At 58.5% G+C, this 18,303-nt stretch carries 20 protein-coding genes; 11 read left to right on the forward strand and 9 right to left on the reverse strand.

Annotated features, from left to right (window positions below; all coding sequences use genetic code 11):
- Nucleotides 1-275 precede the first annotated feature (275 nt).
- Both N7578_RS17060 and N7578_RS17065 read left to right on the forward strand, forming a co-directional pair.
- A complete protein-coding gene (locus N7578_RS17060) occupies nucleotides 276-554 on the forward strand; it encodes a BrnT family toxin (protein ID WP_311111455.1) in 279 nt (92 codons plus the stop codon).
- Between the two features lie 34 nt (nucleotides 555-588).
- A complete protein-coding gene (locus N7578_RS17065; RefSeq protein ID WP_422646731.1) occupies nucleotides 589-876 on the forward strand; it encodes a helix-turn-helix domain-containing protein in 288 nt (95 codons plus the stop codon).
- Nucleotides 877-1,043: 167 nt separating this feature from the next.
- Here the strand turns inward: N7578_RS17065 and N7578_RS17070 are convergent, their stop codons facing one another.
- Nucleotides 1,044-2,768: an ABC transporter ATP-binding protein gene (locus N7578_RS17070; RefSeq protein ID WP_311111457.1), complete on the reverse strand. Its 1,725-nt coding sequence runs from the start codon at nucleotides 2,766-2,768 to the stop codon at nucleotides 1,044-1,046.
- 243 nt (nucleotides 2,769-3,011) lie between these two features.
- On the opposite strand from N7578_RS17070, the gene N7578_RS17075 reads away from it, so the two are divergent.
- Both N7578_RS17075 and N7578_RS17080 read left to right on the forward strand, forming a co-directional pair.
- On the forward strand, nucleotides 3,012-4,235 hold the full coding sequence (locus N7578_RS17075) for an AI-2E family transporter (RefSeq protein WP_311111458.1): 1,224 nt from the start codon (nucleotides 3,012-3,014) through the stop codon (nucleotides 4,233-4,235).
- Between the two features lie 162 nt (nucleotides 4,236-4,397).
- A complete protein-coding gene (locus N7578_RS17080) occupies nucleotides 4,398-4,820 on the forward strand; it encodes a hypothetical protein (RefSeq protein ID WP_311111459.1) in 423 nt (140 codons plus the stop codon).
- 3 nt (nucleotides 4,821-4,823) lie between these two features.
- Here N7578_RS17080 and N7578_RS17085 read toward each other — a convergent pair whose 3' ends face one another.
- The 3 genes from N7578_RS17085 to N7578_RS17095 form a co-directional block, all read right to left on the reverse strand.
- Entirely contained in the window at nucleotides 4,824-6,017 is a 1,194-nt protein-coding gene (locus tag N7578_RS17085) for a DUF2336 domain-containing protein (protein WP_311111460.1), read from the reverse strand.
- A gap of 61 nt (nucleotides 6,018-6,078) precedes the next feature.
- The gene (locus N7578_RS17090; RefSeq protein WP_311111461.1) at nucleotides 6,079-6,687 is read right to left on the reverse strand and encodes a flavin reductase family protein; all 609 of its coding nucleotides are present in this window, start codon (nucleotides 6,685-6,687) and stop codon (nucleotides 6,079-6,081) included.
- Entirely contained in the window at nucleotides 6,687-7,280 is a 594-nt protein-coding gene (locus N7578_RS17095; RefSeq protein WP_311111462.1) for a nitroreductase, read from the reverse strand. The genes N7578_RS17090 and N7578_RS17095 overlap by 1 nt, the downstream gene beginning before the upstream one ends.
- A 124-nt stretch (nucleotides 7,281-7,404) precedes the next feature.
- Here N7578_RS17095 and N7578_RS17100 point away from each other — a divergent pair, with 124 nt between their 5' ends.
- Entirely contained in the window at nucleotides 7,405-8,385 is a 981-nt protein-coding gene (locus N7578_RS17100) for a hypothetical protein (protein ID WP_311111463.1), read from the forward strand.
- Nucleotides 8,386-8,534: 149 nt separating this feature from the next.
- On the opposite strand, the gene thrS is transcribed toward N7578_RS17100, so the two are convergent.
- The 3 genes from thrS to N7578_RS17115 all read right to left on the reverse strand — a co-directional run bounded on the left by thrS (nucleotide 8,535) and on the right by N7578_RS17115 (nucleotide 11,483).
- Nucleotides 8,535-10,538 carry a threonine--tRNA ligase gene (thrS, locus tag N7578_RS17105; protein WP_311112543.1) on the reverse strand — a complete coding sequence of 668 codons (2,004 nt, stop codon included), beginning with the start codon at nucleotides 10,536-10,538 and terminating at the stop codon, nucleotides 8,535-8,537.
- Nucleotides 10,539-10,664: 126 nt separating this feature from the next.
- On the reverse strand, nucleotides 10,665-11,021 hold the full coding sequence (gene yidD / locus N7578_RS17110) for a membrane protein insertion efficiency factor YidD (protein ID WP_311111464.1): 357 nt from the start codon (nucleotides 11,019-11,021) through the stop codon (nucleotides 10,665-10,667).
- A gap of 3 nt (nucleotides 11,022-11,024) precedes the next feature.
- Nucleotides 11,025-11,483 (reverse strand): iron-sulfur cluster assembly scaffold protein, encoded by a 459-nt coding sequence (locus N7578_RS17115; protein WP_311111465.1) that lies wholly within the window; start codon nucleotides 11,481-11,483, stop codon nucleotides 11,025-11,027.
- A gap of 283 nt (nucleotides 11,484-11,766) precedes the next feature.
- On the opposite strand from N7578_RS17115, the gene folE reads away from it, so the two are divergent.
- The 3 genes from folE to N7578_RS17130 all read left to right on the forward strand — a co-directional run bounded on the left by folE (nucleotide 11,767) and on the right by N7578_RS17130 (nucleotide 14,013).
- Complete coding sequence (folE, locus tag N7578_RS17120) at nucleotides 11,767-12,393, forward strand: GTP cyclohydrolase I FolE (protein WP_311111466.1); 627 nt, start codon at nucleotides 11,767-11,769, stop codon at nucleotides 12,391-12,393.
- Between the two features lie 36 nt (nucleotides 12,394-12,429).
- On the forward strand, nucleotides 12,430-12,882 hold the full coding sequence (hisI, locus tag N7578_RS17125) for a phosphoribosyl-AMP cyclohydrolase (RefSeq protein WP_311111467.1): 453 nt from the start codon (nucleotides 12,430-12,432) through the stop codon (nucleotides 12,880-12,882).
- Between the two features lie 195 nt (nucleotides 12,883-13,077).
- Complete coding sequence (locus N7578_RS17130; RefSeq protein ID WP_311111468.1) at nucleotides 13,078-14,013, forward strand: patatin-like phospholipase family protein; 936 nt, start codon at nucleotides 13,078-13,080, stop codon at nucleotides 14,011-14,013.
- 80 nt (nucleotides 14,014-14,093) lie between these two features.
- Here N7578_RS17130 and N7578_RS17135 read toward each other — a convergent pair whose 3' ends face one another.
- Together N7578_RS17135 and N7578_RS17140 are read right to left on the reverse strand one after the other, a co-directional pair.
- Nucleotides 14,094-14,528: a CBS domain-containing protein gene (locus N7578_RS17135; protein ID WP_311112544.1), complete on the reverse strand. Its 435-nt coding sequence runs from the start codon at nucleotides 14,526-14,528 to the stop codon at nucleotides 14,094-14,096.
- 149 nt (nucleotides 14,529-14,677) lie between these two features.
- Nucleotides 14,678-15,424 (reverse strand): rhomboid family intramembrane serine protease, encoded by a 747-nt coding sequence (locus tag N7578_RS17140; protein ID WP_311111469.1) that lies wholly within the window; start codon nucleotides 15,422-15,424, stop codon nucleotides 14,678-14,680.
- A gap of 297 nt (nucleotides 15,425-15,721) precedes the next feature.
- Here N7578_RS17140 and N7578_RS17145 point away from each other — a divergent pair, with 297 nt between their 5' ends.
- The 3 genes from N7578_RS17145 to N7578_RS17155 all read left to right on the forward strand — a co-directional run bounded on the left by N7578_RS17145 (nucleotide 15,722) and on the right by N7578_RS17155 (nucleotide 18,270).
- Nucleotides 15,722-16,255 carry a PAS domain-containing protein gene (locus tag N7578_RS17145; protein WP_311111470.1) on the forward strand — a complete coding sequence of 178 codons (534 nt, stop codon included), beginning with the start codon at nucleotides 15,722-15,724 and terminating at the stop codon, nucleotides 16,253-16,255.
- A 144-nt stretch (nucleotides 16,256-16,399) separates the two neighbouring features.
- Nucleotides 16,400-17,017 (forward strand): PilZ domain-containing protein, encoded by a 618-nt coding sequence (locus N7578_RS17150; protein ID WP_311111471.1) that lies wholly within the window; start codon nucleotides 16,400-16,402, stop codon nucleotides 17,015-17,017.
- 644 nt (nucleotides 17,018-17,661) lie between these two features.
- The gene (locus tag N7578_RS17155) at nucleotides 17,662-18,270 is read left to right on the forward strand and encodes a transglutaminase-like cysteine peptidase (protein ID WP_311111472.1); all 609 of its coding nucleotides are present in this window, start codon (nucleotides 17,662-17,664) and stop codon (nucleotides 18,268-18,270) included.
- Nucleotides 18,271-18,303 lie beyond the last annotated feature (33 nt).

Here is an 18,303-nt window from a genome sequence, read left to right on the forward strand (position 1 = left end):
TATTGGAGTCGAGGTAGCTTCGGTAGCCATCAACAAGGAGTTTTCCAGATGGCCCGCAATGAACGTACTTCTAAATCGGTTGCATCTACGGCAGGAAAGCTGCTTAGCAATCCAAAGACACCCGCTGCCGTAAAAAAGGTAGCGGCCTCAGCCTTAACTCAAGCGCCCAATAAGAAGAAATGACCAAATTTGGGGGCTCTTTCTCACACGAAGAAGCCCCCGAACTGCTTCCAGCGCCATTTGACTCTACAGCTACTGGAAACCCGTAGTTCGCCATGTTATATTTCGAATGGGATGAGCAAAAGGCTTTAGCCAATCTCACAAAGCATGGCGTGAGTTTTGACACAGCGTCGCATGTTTTCGACGACCCGTTTGCAATCGACATTGAAGAACGTTCAATGGCATACCACGAAGTAAGAAGGCGCATCGTTGGTTTGGGCAGCGGTCTAGTGCTAACCGTCATCTATACTGAACGAGACGAAGCGATCCGCATCATTTCCGCACGAAAAGCAACGCGCGCAGAACGCAAGGATTATGAAGATGGCGGATGGTAAAATCGATCAGACCGAATGGGCTCGTCTTCACGCTATGACCGACGAAGAAGCCGAAGCCAACGCGTTGTCTGATCCTGACAATCCCCCGCTTTCCGCCGCGCAATTGTCTTCTGCCAAAAGAATGCCGCGCATCAAGATCATTCGCCGCGCGTTGAAACTGACGCAGGAAGAATTTTCTGTCCGTTACCATATTCCGCTTGGCACTCTGCGCGATTGGGAACAGGGCCGCAGTGAGCCGGACCAACCCGCCCGCGCTTACCTGCGGGTCATCGCCGTCGACCCTGAAGGCACCGCAGCCGCCCTTCGAACAAGCGTTGCCTGACAGCAAGGTAAAGCTCTCCGAAAATTGCCAACGCACACGGAAAACCGCCTCCCCATCATGGTCGGGCTTGACCCGACCATCCACAGCTCACTGAAAAATGGATCCTCTGATCAAACCAGAGGATGACGTCGAGTGTGCAGGCAGGACCCCGCTTATATCCAAAGTTTCTAGGCCGTAAGCCCGCCAAACTGCGCATCATGCAAACGGCTATAATGCCCCTTCGCCGCCAACAATTCCGCATGGTCGCCGGTTTCGGCTATGCCGGTCTGGTCTACCACCACTATGCGGGAGGCATCGCGGATCGTCGCCAGGCGGTGGGCGATGACGAGCGTGGTGCGGCCCTTGGCGAGTTCGCTCAGCGATTGCTGGATCGCGCGTTCCGTCTCGGTATCGAGCGCCGAGGTCGCCTCGTCGAGAATGAGGATCGGCGGATTTTTCAGGAACATGCGGGCAATGGCCAGGCGCTGTTTCTGGCCGCCGGAGAGTTTCACGCCCCGTTCGCCGATGATGGTATCCAGCCCGTTCGGCATCGCCTCGATCACGCCATCCAGCCGCGCCCGGCGGGCCGCGTCCATGATCTCCGCATCAGAAGCGCCGAGGCGGCCATATTCGATGTTTTCGCGGATCGAACCCCCGAACAGGAAGACGTCCTGCTGCACGATGCCGATCTGGGCGCGCAACGACGACAGCTTCATGTCGCGAATATCGATGCCATCGATGGTGATCGCGCCGCCCGTCACATCGTAGAAGCGTGGCAACAACGAGCAAAGCGTCGTCTTGCCGGCACCGGATGGGCCGACAAAGGCCACCGTCTCACCTGCCCTGATCTTCAGGTCGATATTGCGCAGAACCTGCTTGCCCTCGGCATAGGCGAAATCCACGCCGCGATATTCGATCGCACCGCGAAATGCCGGTGCCTCAACCGCACCGGGCGCATCGACGATGTCGGGCGCCGTATCCATCAGTTCTGTGAAGCGGCGGAAACCGGCAATGCCCTTGGGATAGGTTTCGATCACCGAGTTGATCTTTTCGACCGGGCGGAAAAACACGCCGACCAGCAGCAGGAAACCGACGAAACCGCCCTCCGTCAGGCTGCCGTTCAGCACGAAGTAGGCGCCGCAGATCATCACGATCATCTGCGTCAGGCGCATGCTCATGTAGCTGAGCGACGTGCTGGCGGCCATGATCTTGTAGGCATTCAGCTTCGTCTGCCGGTATTTCTGGTTGTCCTTGTCGAACAGAGCGCGCTCGTGGTCCTCGTTGGCGAAAGCCTGCACGACGCGCATGCCGCCGACATTTTCCTCGATACGGGCGTTGAACGCGCCGATACGGCCGTAAAGCTGGCGGAAATTGTTGGTCATGCGACCGCCGTAACGGCTGGTGACCCAGGCTGTCACAGGCACGACGGCAGCGGTGATCAGCGCCAACTGCACGTTGACGGACAGCATCAGCAGGAAAGCGCCGATGAAGGTCATGATGGCAATGAACAGGTCTTCCGGACCGTGATGAGCCACCTCGCCGATCTCTTCCAGATCCTTTGTCAGCCGCCCGACCAGATGGCCAGTCTTCTGGTTGTCGAAATAACGGAAGGAGAGCTTCTGCAGGTGATCGAACGCCAGGCGCCGCATATCGGTTTCGATATTGATGCCAAGCATATGTCCCCAGTAGGTGACGGTCGCCATCAGGCCGGTGTTCAGCACATAGATCATCAAAAGAGCGACCGAGGCCGCGATGATGATGCCCCATTCTCCGCCCGGCAACAGCACGTCGACGAACGCCTTCACCGCCATCGGAAAGCCGAGTTCCAGCACGCCGGAAAGCACGGCGCACGAAAAATCGAGGATGAACAGCCCCCGATAGGGGCGATAATAAGCGAAGAAACGGCGCAGCATGGGACAACCTGAAGAAGATAATTGCGGCAGGCAAAACCGCGATAAAACGCGAGTTCAATTGTCATATTTCTACGCGCCCGCCAAGGCCGATGTTCTATTTTTACCAAAATCGTTCAATAGACTACACGATAAACACAGAACGGTAATGTGATCTGGTCATATTGCACTTATATGTATCGGTGTGACAGAGTGAACGCGCCCCACGGGAGCCTCGTTGGGGGAGAGTGCGAGAAAGAACCTGCCGTGAGTAAGACTGAAAGCCGTAAGCCCAATGGCGAACCAAGATGGCTTGGCCCTGCCAGCCCGACCAGGATTGCCGTGATACCGCCGATCTCAGCGGCACGCTGGCTGCTTGTGCTGATTGCGCTGGCGGGCATCTACTTCTTTCACGGCTTCCTCGTTCCGGTTCTTGCGGCGCTGGTCATCGGGTTTGCAAGTTGGCCGGTCTACACCCGGTTGCTGAGACAGGTAGGAGGCAACACAACGCTTGGCGCAAGTGTCGCCATCATCCTCATCATCACCTTCCTCGTTGTGCCGATTTTCATCGCCGCATCCTATACCGCGAGCGAAATCCGCGAGTGGTTCGGCTGGGCCGTGGAGGTCAACAAGACCGGCGCGCCGGTTCCTGACTGGATCGCAGCCCTGCCCGCCGTCGGCCCGTGGTTCGGCGAACAGTGGGTGAAATATATCGGCACGCCGGGCGCTATCGGCGAAGTCATCCAGCTCGTCAGCGGCGCCAACATCGGCAATATCTACCGGGCGGTTCTGGCGGCCGGGAACGGCGCATTCCATCTGGTCCTGACCCTGTTGTTCATGCTGATCGCCCTGTTCTTCGTGTATCGCAACGGCGCAGGCTTTTCAAAACAGGTCGACCTTGTCGGCGAACGCATCCTGCCGACGCGCTGGGAGCGTATTTCCCGCGTCGTGCCCGCCACGATCAGCTCGACCGTTACCGGCATGACGCTGATCGCCATCGGCGAAGGCATCATCCTTGGCATCGCCTACTGGGTCGCGGGCGTCCCCTCGCCCGTCACGCTCGGCGTCCTTACCGGCGTCATGGCGCTCATTCCGGGCGGCGCACCGCTCTCCTTCACGCTCGTCTCCGTCTATCTGGTCGCCAGCGGCTCTCCTGCCCACGGGCTTGCGCTGTTCGTCTGGGGCTCGGTCGAACTGTTCATCGTCGACAAGACGATCCGGCCGAAACTTGTCGGCGGACCGATCAAGCTTCCCTTCCTGCCGACCTTTTTCGGTCTGGTCGGTGGCGTGAAGACTATGGGCTTTCTCGGCCTTTTCATCGGCCCGGTGCTGATGGCGCTGCTGGTCGCGATCTGGCGTGAATGGGTGCGCGAGGTGGAACTCTCCTCCTCCCCCGGCAGCGATGCCCTTGCGGTTCCAGAAGAGGTCGATCTGGACGGCCCGCAGTCGACTGCCGAGACGGCTTCGCCGCTGAGAAAAGCCGCCTCCTGAGCGGTCGAAACAGGCGGACGACGAGGTATCGTCGCTTGCCTTCAACCCTTCAGGTCTGTCATCAGGGCCATTTACGTCACTTTCCGTTCAGGCCGTAATCTCACTACAATCGGCGTGGATGAGTCTCCTCAACGGAATCACGAGAGAGACAATGGATAGACCATGAAGACAGCCCTCGTTCTCATGACCATTCTCGGCTGCGACGACAGCGCGACTGAATGCAATTACATCGCGACCTCGCCGCAACGCTGGACCAGTATCGAGCTGTGCGATGCCGTTTCGGAAAAGGAGCTGGAAAGCTACGCCAACGCACCCTACCCGGTGGTTGTCGCCGTTTGCCAGACACCCGAAGAAACCGCACCGCAGACAGCGACCAACACGACGCCGGACGCCAGCCAGCCGCAACAGCAGGCAACGGCACCAGAGGCCACCGAGCAGCAGCAGGAAGAAAGCCTGACCCGCAAGGCAATCACCCGCGTCAGCAGGATTCTGCCTTCGACGGAAGGCGTGAAACATATTCTGGGAACGCCGGTGAGAATGGTCGAAAACAGCTATTCCTGGATCGCCAAACGTTTTGAGAAATAGCCGTCAGGCGGCTTCCAGCGCGATGGAGCGCGCATAGTTTCTGGCGTGCTGCCGCTGCTCTGCAAGCGCAAGCCTGCGGATGGCATGCAGGAGGTCGAGGAACGTCTCCGAACCGTCCACGTCCTTGAAATGTGCCAGCAGTTTCGTGGAAACGGAGGTGGCCGCATCCGGCGCATGCGACTGGGCAGCACCGCGCCAAAGCATGGTGGCCTTGATGAAGACAGCCGCAACATCACCAAAAAGGCCGACCGATTGGAAAAGCGCCTTGAGGGCGTGAGGACGTGCCGTAGCCAGCATCGAACGGACCTTGCGTTCGTCCAGACCGGAAAGATTGACCATCGCAGCCGTGAAGAACTCAAGCCTGCCGGAAGAGATGGCGTGAACGAGAAGGGCCGGTGTCAGCTCTTCTTTCTGCCGAAGATGTTCGACCAGTGCGGGCATGTCACGCGGCGTCACGGAGGCTGCAATCAGGATCGTCCCTGAATCGGCGGCTTCGCGCAGAATGTTTTCAACACGTCCGCGTGCGATGAGGCCATGCACAAGAGCCGAACCGGCCAGCGCCTCGCTGACGCGCTCCATCAACAGGTGTCGCGCATCGGCGGGCAGATTGTCACGCTGCAGCAGGAGGTCGCGGATGTCGGCATTGTCGCCATGGCGCTCCGCAATGCGGCGCAGCGAAAAAGGTGTAACGGGTGAGGTTTCATTTTCGAGAAGAATAAGCGTTTCCGGCAGGTCGCCGATTTCGGCAAGAGCCGCGCAGACCCCGCGCGACAGTTCCTGACGGGCCGCAATGAACGAGCGGGTGATGCTGTCGCCGCGACCGGCCAGATCGACCAGATCGCCCTCCGCGAGAACAGGCGAACGGGCAATGACGGTGCAGGCGATTTCCGGCTGATCTTCTGCCAGAGAAACGACAACGGCGCGTGGCGCATCATCGGCATCGGCCAAAGCCTCCGCCAGCGCCAGCCGGACGCGCGGCGATGGATCGTCCAGCAGATAGGTCATGGCCATATAGGCGGCGTCACGCTGTTCACGCGCCATCGTGGACTGCAGATAGGCCCGGCCGAGCATATGGGCGGCCTTCGCCCGTTCGCTCGACCCCGCTTTTTCAGACCAGCGAAGAAATGCCTGTACGATCACCCGAGCCTCGACGTAACTGTGCGCCACCATCATGGGCGGCAAGAACGCCGCCCTCATCGAGAGACTCTAGGCAGAAAAGGTTTACGTTTGGTTCACCATAAAACTTAACCTGCCACACTTATCCGGCCTTGGGGCGCGCAAGCTGGAAAACGTCACTGCCGCCATCGGAGTAATCCATGTACCCCATGCGGGCGACGGGACGCGCCAGCCCCATATCGACCCTGCCATCGCGGATGATCGCCTCGTCGATATGGATCGCCATCACCTGCCCGATCACCATCCACGAGTCGGACGGCTGCCCATCTATATCCCTGAGCTGGGTTACGTCCGTCACACGGCACTCCAGAGCGGCGAACGCCTCGCCGACATAAGGAGCGTCCACGACACGGCCGGGAACAGCCGTCAGACCTGCGAGCTGGAATTCATCGACATCATAGGCGACAGGAGCCGAGGAGATGTTCATCCGGTCGACCAGATGGCGACTGACCAGAGAGGCGGTGAAAACACCGCTCTCCTCCACGTTGCGAAGGCTGTCCTTTCGCCCGCTGGACGAAAACATCACCAGCTTCGGGCGGTCGGAAATCGCGTTGAAGAACGAATAGGGCGAGAGGTTGAGATGTCCCCCACGCCCTTTCGAGCCAATCCAGCCAATCGGTCGCGGCGCGACGATCGCCTTGAACGGATCGTGCGGCAGACCGTGCTGGTTGGTATCGGTGGTGTAGAACATCACGCCTCGCCTTCTGCGGAGCCGACCCATGTGACGACATCGGCAAGTTCCGGGCGCGGACGCTCGACCGGCGGAAATGTCGTGGAGCCGATATACATGAAGCCCGCGACCTTTTCGCCGCCCTTGATGCCGAGTTCTGGCCATACCGTTTCATCGAAGGCCAGCCATTCCGTCAACCAGTTGGCGGCGTAACCATGGGCGTTTGCCGAGATGAGGAGATTGAGGCAGACCGCACCGGCCGACATCACCTGTTCCCACTCAGGGACCTTGAAATGCGGCTGTGCCGTGCTCACGATGGCGATAACCACCGGCGCGCGGGTAAAGCGCGTCCGCTCCACATTTTGCTGATCTTCGCCAAGCGCCGGGTTCTTTTCCAGAGCGATCTTCAGCGCCGCCTCTCCAAGACGCGCCCGCTCCTCGCCTCGATAGACGATGAACCGCCACGGAGCCAGCTTGCCATGGTCGGGAACGCGAACGGCAAGACGAAGGATATCCTCGATTTCAGCCTTGCTGGGGCCAGGTTCGGAGAGCTGAAGGGCGGGGGTGGAACGGCGAACCTTGAGATAATCGAGAAGCTTGATGTCAGTCGTCATGGTCAAAAATCTTCCATTCTGCGATCGTGGGAAAAGATGGGCCTTGAAATAGCCACGGCATTGGTTTTGAAGTGGTCCCGGAAACTCAAGAAGTCAATCGGCCAAACGCCAATCGGAACGAGAAATGACTGCAATCAAATTCGCGACCTGTCTGACGATTGCGTTGGTCGCGATTGGCGTTCAGACCGAAGCCGCTTTTTCGCAGGATGCGTTCAAGGAATTCAAGCAGCTTGGCGGCACGCCGAAAATGCCGAAACTCAATGCGTTTTCCGCCCCTTCCGCGATTGCCACCCCCGAAAACACCACCCGCGATATCGTCATGGAAGCCAAGCTGACCAACGATGGCGAGGCGGTCAGGGAAGGTCTGTACTGGCGCGTGTTCAGCCCCATTCCGGGCGCTGACGGAAAGTTGCCGATGCTGGCAAGCTCCGAAGGAGGCTCCGCGGCATTCCATCTGGTGCCAGGCGAGTATTTCGTCAACGTGGCGTTCGGACGCGCGGGCGTAACCAAGAAACTCAACGTCCCCTCCTCCGGCAATGTCGAGAAGCAGGTACTGGTCCTGGATGCCGGAGGCTTCCTGCTGAATGCCGTTGCCGGCAACGACAAGCAGATCACCGGCAATCAGCTGAAATTCTCGGTCTATTCTTCCGACGTTAAGCCGGATGGCGAACGCGGTCTCGTGACCTCCGACATCAAGCCGAACACCATCGTCCGCCTCAATGCGGGCACCTATCACGTCGTCTCCGAATACGGCAACGTCAACGCGGTGGTTCGCGCCGACATCCAGGTGGAAGCCGGGAAACTGACCGAGGCGACCCTGCAGCACCATGCAGCGCAGATCACCCTAAAGCTGGTGTCCGAAGAAGGTGGCGAGGCGATTGCTGATACCGCCTGGTCCGTACTGAGCGGCGGCGGCGATGCCGTCAACGAAAGCGTCAGCGCCTTTTCGACCATGGTGCTGGCCGAAGGCGAATATACCGCCATCGCCCGCAACAAGGACAAGGTCTATCAGCGCAACTTCAAGGTGACGTCCGGTCGCGACATGGATGTCGAAGTGCTGATGAAGGATCAGGCACCGGAAGAAACCAGCGGCGACTTCGAGTAAGCCAGATTCTCTCTCCGTCATTCCGCCCCTGCGCCGGAACCCGCTACGACCTCCCCGCCTGTGGATCCTCGGTTGGAGCGCTAGGATGACGTCGAGTTTGTCGGAATACAGTCCATAACAAAAACGGCCCCCGAAGGGGCCGTTCGCTTTTATGCTGCCTGATTTTTCGCGGCGCGCTTGCGCTTCACGTCCGGCGGCGTTGCTTCATCCACCAGCGAGGCGATGGCCTCGTCGAGCGTCATCGCAGTCTGCGCCTGCGAACCCAGACGGCGGATATTGACCGAGCGCTGCTCGGCTTCCTGACGGCCGCAGACGATGATAACCGGGACCTTCGCCACCGAGTGCTCGCGGACCTTGTAGTTGATCTTCTCGTTGCGGAAGTCTGTTTCCACCTGCAAACCGGCATCGCGCAGTTGTTCGGCAACTTCACGACCGTAATCGTCGGCATCCGAGGTGATCGTGGCGACCACGACCTGAAGCGGCGCAAACCACAGCGGCATGTGACCGGCGAAGTTCTCGATCAGAATGCCGAGGAAGCGCTCCATCGAACCGCAGATGGCGCGATGGATCATCACCGGCTGCGTCTTTTCCGAGTTCTGGTCGATGTAGAAGGCGCCGAAACGCTCCGGCAGGTTGAAGTCCACCTGCGTCGTGCCGCACTGCCATTCACGGCCGATCGCATCCTTCAGCGTATATTCGAACTTCGGCCCGTAGAACGCGCCCTCGCCCGGCAGGATGCCGGTCTTGATGCGGCCTTCCGACTGCTCCTCGATGGTCTTCAGAACATCTGTCATCACGCTTTCGGCGCGATCCCACAGATCATCCGAACCGACGCGCTTTTCAGGACGCGTGGATAGCTTGACGACGACTTCGCTGAAGCCGAAATCCTCGTAGACCGACAGGATCAGATCGTTGATGCGCAGGCATTCCGCCGCCATCTGCTCTTCCGTGCAGAAGACGTGCGCATCGTCCTGCGTGAAGCCGCGCACCCGCATCAGCCCGTGCAGCGCGCCGGATGCCTCGTAACGGTGAACTGTTCCGAACTCCGCCAGACGCACCGGCATTTCACGGTAGGACTTCAAACCATGCTTGAAGATCTGGACGTGGCCAGGGCAATTCATCGGCTTGAGCGCAAACACGCGCTGGTCGGCTTCCTCGTCATCGGGATGGGTAAAGGCATGCGCGGATTTCACCGCGAACATGTTTTCCTGATACCAGCCCCAGTGACCGGAGGTTTCCCACAGCGACTTGTCGAGCACCTGCGGCGCGTTGACTTCCTGATAGGTGTTGGCGAGACGGCGACGCATGTAGGCCGTCAGCGTCTGGAACATGCGCCAGCCCTTGCCGTGCCAGAACACCACGCCCGGACCTTCTTCCTGGAAATGGAACAGGTCCATTTCGCGGCCCAGACGGCGGTGGTCACGCTTTTCGGCTTCGGCCAGAATGTGGAGATAATTGTCCAGCTCTTCCTGCGTTGCCCATGCAGTGCCATAGATGCGCGTCAGCATCGGATTGTTGCTGTCGCCACGCCAGTAGGCGCCCGCCACCTTCATCAGCTTGAAGGCCGTGCCGATCTGACCCGTGGACGCCATATGCGGACCACGGCACAGGTCGAACCAGTCGCCCTGATAATAGATCTTCAGATCCTGACCTTCCGGGATCGCGTCTACGAGTTCGACCTTGTACTGCTCGCCCTTGGCGGCGAAGACTTCCTTGGCCTTCTCGCGCGACCAGATCTCGCGGGTGAACGGCTTGTTGCGCTGAATGATCTCCTTCATCTTCTTTTCGATCTTGGGCAGATCGTCGGGCGTGAAGGGTTCGTTCTTGGCGAAGTCGTAATAGAAGCCGTTTTCGATCACCGGGCCGATCGTCACCTGCGTACCAGGCCACAGTTCCTGCACGGCCTCAGCCATGACGTGAGCGGCATCGTGGCGGATCAGCTCGAGCGCGCGATTGTCCTCACGCGTAACGATCTCGATCTTGCCATCGGTTACGATGTCGGAAAGGTCGCGCACGGTGCCGTCCAGCGCAATGGCGACGGCCTTCTTTGCAAGCGACTTGGAAATGGATTCAGCCACATCACGGCCTGTCGCGCCAGCCGGGTAGCTGCGCACGGAACCATCGGGAAATGTAAGGGAAACGGATTCTGACACGTTCATTTTTCCTTCTATCCAGTCCCGCCAACGAATGCGGGTGGTTTTATCAAGACGTAAGCGAACAATGCTTACGCGGCGCTTTTAACGCCGTTTGCAAGGTGGGTCAAAGACAAACGCGGCGCGTCAGTGTGGGCGGAAATACCGCCAGGGCATGTACCAGCGCTGCCGCGCGGAAAGCTGCTCCGGTACCGGATCAAGTCCGCTGGTGCCGCCCGGACCACAACGTCCGACGCGAAACAGCGTCATCCAGCCACCGGCCCACAGCCCGTGACGGGCAATCGCCTCATAGCCATATTCCGAACAGGTCGGGATATGGCGGCACGAGTTGCCGATGAAACCGGAAAGGGTCAGCTGATAAAGCCGGATGAAACCGACACCCAAAAGACGGCCGGGTGTTTTGACAAACGATCCCTGCCAGTTGCGGGACCACTGATGTCTCCCGCCGGTGACGTTGTGATTGCAGCCGGGTTCGTCGCACATGGTTCAGCCCGCAACATTCATGGCCGGGGCTTCGGTCGAGCGGGCCTCGATCTGGTCGAGCGCATCGACCACAGCCTCGAAGGTCAGCATCGTCGATGCGTGACGGGCCTTGAAATCCCTCACTGGCGCAAGCACTCGCATGTCCTCGAAGCGGCCGACCGGCCCCGCACCGCCCGTTTTGAGCATGGCCAGCATATCCTCACGCGCCTGCCGGATCTCGCCGCCTGTCGCGCCGACCACATGCCGCGCCATGATAGAGGCCGACGCCTGACCGAGCGCACAGGCGCGTACCTCATGCGAAAAGCCGGTCACGACACCGTTCTCGACCTTGAGGTAGACCTTGAGTTTCGAGCCACAAAGCCTGGAGTGTTTTTCGGCACTGGCATCCGCATCCTCCAGGACTCCGATGAGCGGAATGTTTCCCGCGAATTCAAGAATGCGGTTATTGTAAATATCGTCCATAGTCAGCTATCCGGTGCACGCAAGATGTCCCAAACAGGACAGGTCGATTTTTTCAAACACTGCGTCCACAGTGGTGAAGCTTTTCTGCCCACGTTTATCATTATATGCTAACCACGCATCTGGATATCAAGCTGACGTTAATTTGCCGCGGTAAAGCCGAAATAACGCTGTTGGTCTTGCCAAAAAGCAGGAAAACAACCAGATAGCAGCGATAACGGGCAGACACGCTCTGCCCGAAGATTAAAATTCAGGTGCGGCCTTGAACCGCATCGGGAGATACGGAATGGATGCGATCGTGAAGAACTTCCCAGCCGCTGGCGCCAAATCCGACGCGGCCGGGGCTCGTCCCACTCAGGCGGAAGCCGAAGACGCTGTCCGCGTGCTGCTTCGCTGGGCCGGAGACAATCCGGAACGCGAAGGGCTTCTGGACACGCCGAAGCGGGTTGCCAAGGCTTATAAAGAGCTTTTTTCGGGCTACGAACAGAGCGTCGAAGACGTGCTCGGCACAACCTTCGAGGAAGTCGGCGGTTATGACGATATCGTGTTGGTGCGCGATATCCCGTTCTATTCGCATTGTGAGCATCACATGGTTCCGATCACGGGCAAGGCGCATGTCGCCTATCTGCCGTCCGGCCGTGTGCTTGGTCTTTCCAAGATTGCCCGGCTTATCGAGATTTTCGGCCGTCGTCTGCAGACGCAGGAAAACATGACCGCACAGATTGCCAACGCGCTCGAAAACACGCTGAAGCCGCGTGGCGTCGCGGTGATGATCGATGCGGAGCACATGTGCATGTCGATGCGCGGCGTACAGAAGCAGGGCTCGTCCACGCTGACGACCAGCTTTACCGGCGCGTTCAAGACCGATCCTGCCGAACAGGTACGCTTCATGACCATGGCGCGGAACCGCTGACACGGCTTCCCGCCCCTTGCCCTCGGGGTCCCTATCATGTCCTTGACCTTTCCATCCGCGCCCGCGGACAAGGAAATCCTTGAAAATTCCGGTTCTTTTTCGCCGAAATTCGACGCGAACGGCCTTGTCACCGCAGTGGTGACAGACGCCCGCGACGGTGAACTCCTGATGGTCGCGCATATGAACGGCGAGGCGCTGGCGCTTACGCTGGAAACCGGCATCGCCCACTATTACAGCCGCTCTCGCGACAAGATCTGGAAGAAGGGCGAAACCTCCGGCAACCTTCAGACCGTGAAGGAATTCCGTATCGATTGCGATCAGGATGCCGTATGGCTGAAGGTATCGGTCGCCGGGCATGATGCCACCTGTCACACGGGCCGGCGCTCCTGCTTCTACCGGACCGTCGAACTGGAAAACGGCGAAGCGGTGACGAAAATAACCGATGACACCCGCCACTTCGACCCGGCCGAAACCTACTCGAAGGCCTGAGCCTGCGCTTCCACAACCTGCACCAATTTGCTACCAATAAGTCGGGCAGCCGGGAGGAGAAGCCGGTTGCCCAAGGTGCATTATCAAAGCCCTAACCAGCGCTTGAGACAATGGCACGAATTGAAGCAGCGGAGCGCCGTATCGTACCCGAGCAGGGAGAGGCGCGCTCCGGAAAATGACAGGGAGTGCGCGGTTATGCTGGGATGGGGAAACAATCGCAACGCGCCTGTCGTGCCTTCAGAAGATCTGGCGACGGATGATGCCATCGTCAATGAGACGGTCGATACCCGACGCATCGCGCTGGCGCTTGGCGGCGGTGCCGCCCGCGGCTGGGCGCATATCGGCGTATTGCGCGCTCTGGACGAAGCGGGCGTGAAGATTGGAATGATCGCCGGAACCTCGATCGGCGCGCTTGTCGGGGGCTGCTATCTGGCCGGAAAACTCGATGAACTCGAAGAGTTCGCCCGATCTCTCACGATGCGCCGCATCGCGGGACTGCTTGATCTTACGATTGGCGGCGGCGGCCTGTTCGGTGGCATGCGACTGACAAAGCGCATGCAGGAGCATCTGGAAGGCCACACCATAGAGGGGCTGGATCACCCATTCATTGCCGTGGCGACGGAGCTTCGTACCGGCCATGAGGTCTGGATCCATCAGGGTGACCTCATCACGGCCCTGCGCTCGTCCTATGCCCTTCCCGGCATCTTCGAACCCGTCAACTGCAACGGACGTACATTGATCGACGGCGCACTCGTCAATCCTGTGCCGGTTTCCGTCTGCCGCGCCTACGAGCAGGCACTCGTTGTTGCGGTGAACCTGAATTACGATCTTTTCGGACGTTCAGCGGTGGTCAAGCATACGTCCGGTCAGCCCGGTTCGCCTGGGGCTCCATCCGGAAAATCGCATCTCGGATTGCCCGGTGTGATGGTTCAGGCCTTCAACATCATTCAGGACAGGATTTCACGCTCGCGCCTAGCGGGCGATCCGCCCGACCTGATGCTGCATCCACGGGTGAACGATATCGGCCTATCGGAATTCCACCGCGCCAGCGAAGCCATCGACCGGGGATACGAGGAAACGCGATCACGCATTCCAGAGCTTGAGCGCATGCAGCAGGCGCTCAAGCGCTAACGATCAGGCAGTGCGAGGTGCCGGTACGCACCCCGTCGCTGGCCAGCGCCTAGAGCGTTTCCTTGTTAAATGGAAACGCTCTAGCTGGCGATATAGGCCTTGATCTGCTCGGCCTCGGCTTCGACTTCGCCTATTCTGGCCTTCACCACGTCACCGATGGAAATGATACCGGCAAGACGACCGTTTTCCTCGACGGGAATATGGCGGAAGCGACCGCCGGTCATGATTTCCATCAGCTCGTCCGTCGTGGACGTAAAACGACAGCGAATGACATTGCGCGTCATTGCCACCGATACGGACTGCTGAAGAGAAGATGCACCCCGGCCTGCCACGGCCTTCACCAGATCGCGCTCCGTGAAAATACCCAGAACGACGCCCTCGGCATCCGTTACGACGACCGCGCCGATCCGGTTTGAATGAAGCGTTCCAGCCGCCTCGCCGATCGTCACGTCCGGCCCCACGGTCACCACATCCCGCCCTTTACGGTCGAGAAGATCCTTCACGAATGTTGGCATGCCTTCCTCCTTGTCACCTGTGACCGGCAGCATCACGCATCCTCCACGAACGCCGCCAAATCATGCAGGCATGGTGCGCTGAGGCATCGGCGAAAGCAATATCCTGATGAAAGACCGGGAAAAAAATCCCCGAAAGCGCACGAAAGGGCTTAAAGCCGAACAGGTTTCCGATCAAAAATCGCAAAAAACGCGAAGCCGAGCACGAAACCAAAAATATGGGCGTCCCAGGCAACTTCGCCCGCCATGTCACCGAACAGCGGAACGCCCACAGCAATCAGAACATTGCCGAGCAGCCACATCAGCGTGAAGATCAGTACGGTCCGGTTCGTCAGTGCGCCGAAAATCGTCTGCCGCGGCATGAGATGACCGAAGGACGCGCTGTAGCCGCCGCGCACGGGAAAGGCAAAGCGGCAGGCCGCCCCCATCAGTGCTGAAACGACGCCTGACGCGCCGATCAGCACCGTCACATCCCCCCAATGCAGGAAGGCATGGCCAAACGCTGCAACGGCGGCGGAGATGGCCCATAGCAGAATGAAACGCAATGTGCCGATGCGGCGCAGAACCGGCGCGCCGAACGCCATGAGCCACAGCCCGTTGAAGAGGATGTGCTCTATGCTGCCGTGCAGGAAGGAATAGGTGACCGGTGTCCAGAGCCACTCAAGGGACTGCTCGGAAAACGGCACGGCGTAACGCAGTGGAATGAAACCGAACGTGAAGACGAACCAGCCGTAGCCATCTTCGGAGAGAAGATAGGCAGGAACGATGTAGGCAATCAGCAACGCCGCAAGGATCCCGACCAGCAGGGGTGGAAGATTGAAGACAGGAGGATTGCGTTCGTCGTCTTTCGGCCTTGGCGATACGGACTCCGGCGGCATCTCGCCGTCCTCATAAGACATGATCCCATCCCTGACGTTGGGTAAGTTTCTGATATGCGAGCAATATAGGAAGCATCAGTGAAAAAAAAGCCGTTCCACCAAAGGGGAACGGCTACGGACACGCGGCAAGATCGTCATTCGCGCTGATGGAGAGCATTCCCCGTCATGGCCGCACCGTTGCCATGCGGGCGCTGGCAACACAACGGAACCATCTGTTAACCCTAACGAAGTTCGCTGGCACGAAAATCGCATCACACTCTGCAGGAGGCACCCTGAAGGACATGAATGTCCCAAAACAGAACAAGAAGGATGAATGCCATGAAGAGCACGGCCGGCCTGGACATATATGCGTACTGGAACGATCTGCGGGGCGGACGCTCAGCGCCGAAGCGCGAGGATATCGATCCCGTCAAGCTGAAACATCATCTGGGGGACCTTTTCATCCTGACGGACCCGGGCGATGAATGTCCCCGCTTCCGCCTGGCGGGCACCCGTATCTGCGCCCTCTTCGGCCGTGAGCTGCGCGACAACCGCTTCTCCAGCCTGTGGCTGACCGAAACAGCCCCCTTTGCCAACCGGATCGCACAGGGTGTGATGCAGCATGGGCTGCCGGTGCTGTTCAAGGCCGAGGCCGATGACGGATATTCCGATGCCCCCCTGAACTTCGAGATGCTGCTCCTGCCGCTACGGTCGGAAAGCATGGAGCATCCGAGATTGCTGGGTGCACTTCTCCCGGAGCATCCCCGCCCGGAATTCGCGTCGCCCATAGATCACCTCGCGTTGACCAGCAGCAACCTACTGCGCACGGAAATCATGGGAAGCGAACCGCTGGATCGCTATCGCCATCCATAAAGGAACACTGGCGGCACGGGTGTCGCCAAAAGAGACATAAACCGCAAAACTGATGACAATTCTAAGATTTAACAAACATGGTCTGTTAACTTGGGCGCGGTAAAGACAGACAGTCATCGTCTCTTATTGTCATGCTTGCGGCCAATGTTCTCATCCCGTTCGATCAATACAGCCCAAATCATCCGTCCGGTCGAGGAGATCGGTATCGAGAATGCCGTGCGTATCGGCTTCTCAGGTCGGCTGATGCTGCCGGATCATCAGGAATATGATTGCACGGCGACAGAAATGACGGCCGAGAAGGCACAATTTACCTGCGCTGCCATGGCGCGCCAAGGTGATCGGGTCATCGCCTACCTCCAGCATATCGGCAGGATTGAAGGCACCATTGTTTCCGTCACCACGGCGGGCTTCATTATCGCCATCAACGCGCCGGAGCGAAAACGCGAAAAGCTCGCGGCCCAGCTGGCCTGGATCGCCAAGCGCCAGTTGCTCGGCCTGCCGGAAGACCGCCGCCATGACCGCCTGACACCGCGCAATTCGAAAACGCAGCTCATGCTTGAAGACGGAACGCTTCTGGCATGCCGTCTCATCGACCTGTCGCTTTCGGGCGCCGCCATCGAGATCGAAGATCGCCCGTCCCTCGGAAGCAAGGTTCAGCTCGGCAAGAACATGACCGGCAAGATCGTCCGACACTTTATGGAAGGCGTCGCCATCGAATTCGACCGTGTTCAGTCCGCAGACGCTTTGATCGAGTTCCTCTAAGCGGCACCGCGCAAAAGCGCCGAATAGCTCGATAACCTTCTACCCAAAACCATCAAGGCCTGCCGATCCCTGCGGCAGGCTTTTTCTTTATGGCATTCAGGCGCCCTCTTCCGGATCATCGTCAGCAGTCCCGTAATGGGGATCGGCAGCCTGAAGACATACCGAAACGCGTCGTCTGGCCTCATACGCCGGAGCCGGAAAACCATCTCGCCCTGTGCGATTTTGAGAAGCCTCGATGCAAATTCTGACGCAAAAGGCCACTTAAAAGTATTTTTCCAGAAAAAAATCAGATTTTCGAATATTTTTTTCGGCGTGATTTCCCCCTGTACCAAGGTGAAACAGCTATCCCCAAATGAGAAGCCATCTTGCAGCTCGGGGCTTTCAGGACAAAAACAATCCACTGAAACAACCTCATGAATTATGAATTCATGTTTTAATACAGATAGATAAATGGATACCGGAAACCTAACGGCGAGATCGATAAAACTGTAATAAAATTCGATTCAAACAATCATAAAAACAATCAAAAATACAATTCAAAACAGCGGATAATTTGCTTAAAACGAAGCTCAAATTGACCCGCCTATATTTCCGCACGGTCAAAATATACCTGCGAATGTCTCCCCAACACAGGGAGACAAGCAATGAACAAGAACAAGCGTTTCGGTTTCTTTCTGATTGCATTCATCGCTAGCGCCTTCGCACAGCAGGCCTTCGCGTCACCGGCAGCAGGCATGCGTGTGATCGGAAAGGCGAACCCGCCGATCGGCCACTATGAATTCTGCCAGACCTATCAGAGCGAATGCCGCCCAACCTCGGTCGATATGGGGCCAATGAAGCTGACGGAAGAGAACTGGAAGACAATTCTTGACGTCAACTACACCGTCAACACCACGATCACGCCAATGACCGACATGGAAATCTACGGCGTCGAAGAGCGCTGGGCTTACCCGACCACGGCCGGCGATTGCGAAGACTTCGTGCTTCTGAAGCGCAAGATGCTGATGAACAAGGGCATCTCCGCCTCCAACCTGCTGATCACCGTCGTTCTCCAGCCGAACGGTCAGGGACATGCGGTTCTGACGGTCCGCACCGACCGCGGCGACTTCATCCTCGACAACATGCGCAACAAGGTCATGAGCTGGTCAGAAACGGAATACACCTACCTGAAGCGCCAGGACAGCGCCAATCCGGGCCGCTGGATGAAGATTCAGGATGGCCGCGCCACCACAGCCGTCGGCGGCATCAACTAAGCTATCCGATAACCATCTCCCTGTAACAGAAAA

Source organism: Agrobacterium tumefaciens, from assembly GCF_031801495.1.
Classification (GTDB): domain Bacteria; phylum Pseudomonadota; class Alphaproteobacteria; order Rhizobiales; family Rhizobiaceae; genus Agrobacterium; species Agrobacterium tumefaciens_K.

Bases quoted from the DNA above. Each gene is read 5' to 3' on its own strand.
- N7578_RS17130 (WP_311111468.1), top strand. From the start codon at position 13,078: ATGCTGGGATGGGGAAACAATCGCAACGCGCCTGTCGTGCCTTCAGAA.
- N7578_RS17115 (WP_311111465.1), bottom strand. From the start codon at position 11,483: ATGGACGATATTTACAATAACCGCATTCTTGAATTCGCGGGAAACATT.
- N7578_RS17145 (WP_311111470.1), top strand. From the start codon at position 15,722: ATGAAGAGCACGGCCGGCCTGGACATATATGCGTACTGGAACGATCTG.
- N7578_RS17150 (WP_311111471.1), top strand. From the start codon at position 16,400: ATGTTCTCATCCCGTTCGATCAATACAGCCCAAATCATCCGTCCGGTC.
- N7578_RS17135 (WP_311112544.1), bottom strand. From the start codon at position 14,528: ATGCCAACATTCGTGAAGGATCTTCTCGACCGTAAAGGGCGGGATGTG.
- N7578_RS17060 (WP_311111455.1), top strand. From the start codon at position 276: ATGTTATATTTCGAATGGGATGAGCAAAAGGCTTTAGCCAATCTCACA.
- N7578_RS17090 (WP_311111461.1), bottom strand. From the start codon at position 6,687: ATGTTCTACACCACCGATACCAACCAGCACGGTCTGCCGCACGATCCG.
- yidD (WP_311111464.1), bottom strand. From the start codon at position 11,021: ATGTGCGACGAACCCGGCTGCAATCACAACGTCACCGGCGGGAGACAT.
- N7578_RS17095 (WP_311111462.1), bottom strand. From the start codon at position 7,280: ATGACGACTGACATCAAGCTTCTCGATTATCTCAAGGTTCGCCGTTCC.
- hisI (WP_311111467.1), top strand. From the start codon at position 12,430: ATGTCCTTGACCTTTCCATCCGCGCCCGCGGACAAGGAAATCCTTGAA.
- N7578_RS17085 (WP_311111460.1), bottom strand. From the start codon at position 6,017: ATGAGGGCGGCGTTCTTGCCGCCCATGATGGTGGCGCACAGTTACGTC.
- N7578_RS17100 (WP_311111463.1), top strand. From the start codon at position 7,405: ATGACTGCAATCAAATTCGCGACCTGTCTGACGATTGCGTTGGTCGCG.
- N7578_RS17080 (WP_311111459.1), top strand. From the start codon at position 4,398: ATGAAGACAGCCCTCGTTCTCATGACCATTCTCGGCTGCGACGACAGC.
- N7578_RS17065 (WP_422646731.1), top strand. From the start codon at position 589: ATGACCGACGAAGAAGCCGAAGCCAACGCGTTGTCTGATCCTGACAAT.
- folE (WP_311111466.1), top strand. From the start codon at position 11,767: ATGGATGCGATCGTGAAGAACTTCCCAGCCGCTGGCGCCAAATCCGAC.
- N7578_RS17140 (WP_311111469.1), bottom strand. From the start codon at position 15,424: ATGTCTTATGAGGACGGCGAGATGCCGCCGGAGTCCGTATCGCCAAGG.
- N7578_RS17070 (WP_311111457.1), bottom strand. From the start codon at position 2,768: ATGCTGCGCCGTTTCTTCGCTTATTATCGCCCCTATCGGGGGCTGTTC.
- N7578_RS17155 (WP_311111472.1), top strand. From the start codon at position 17,662: ATGAACAAGAACAAGCGTTTCGGTTTCTTTCTGATTGCATTCATCGCT.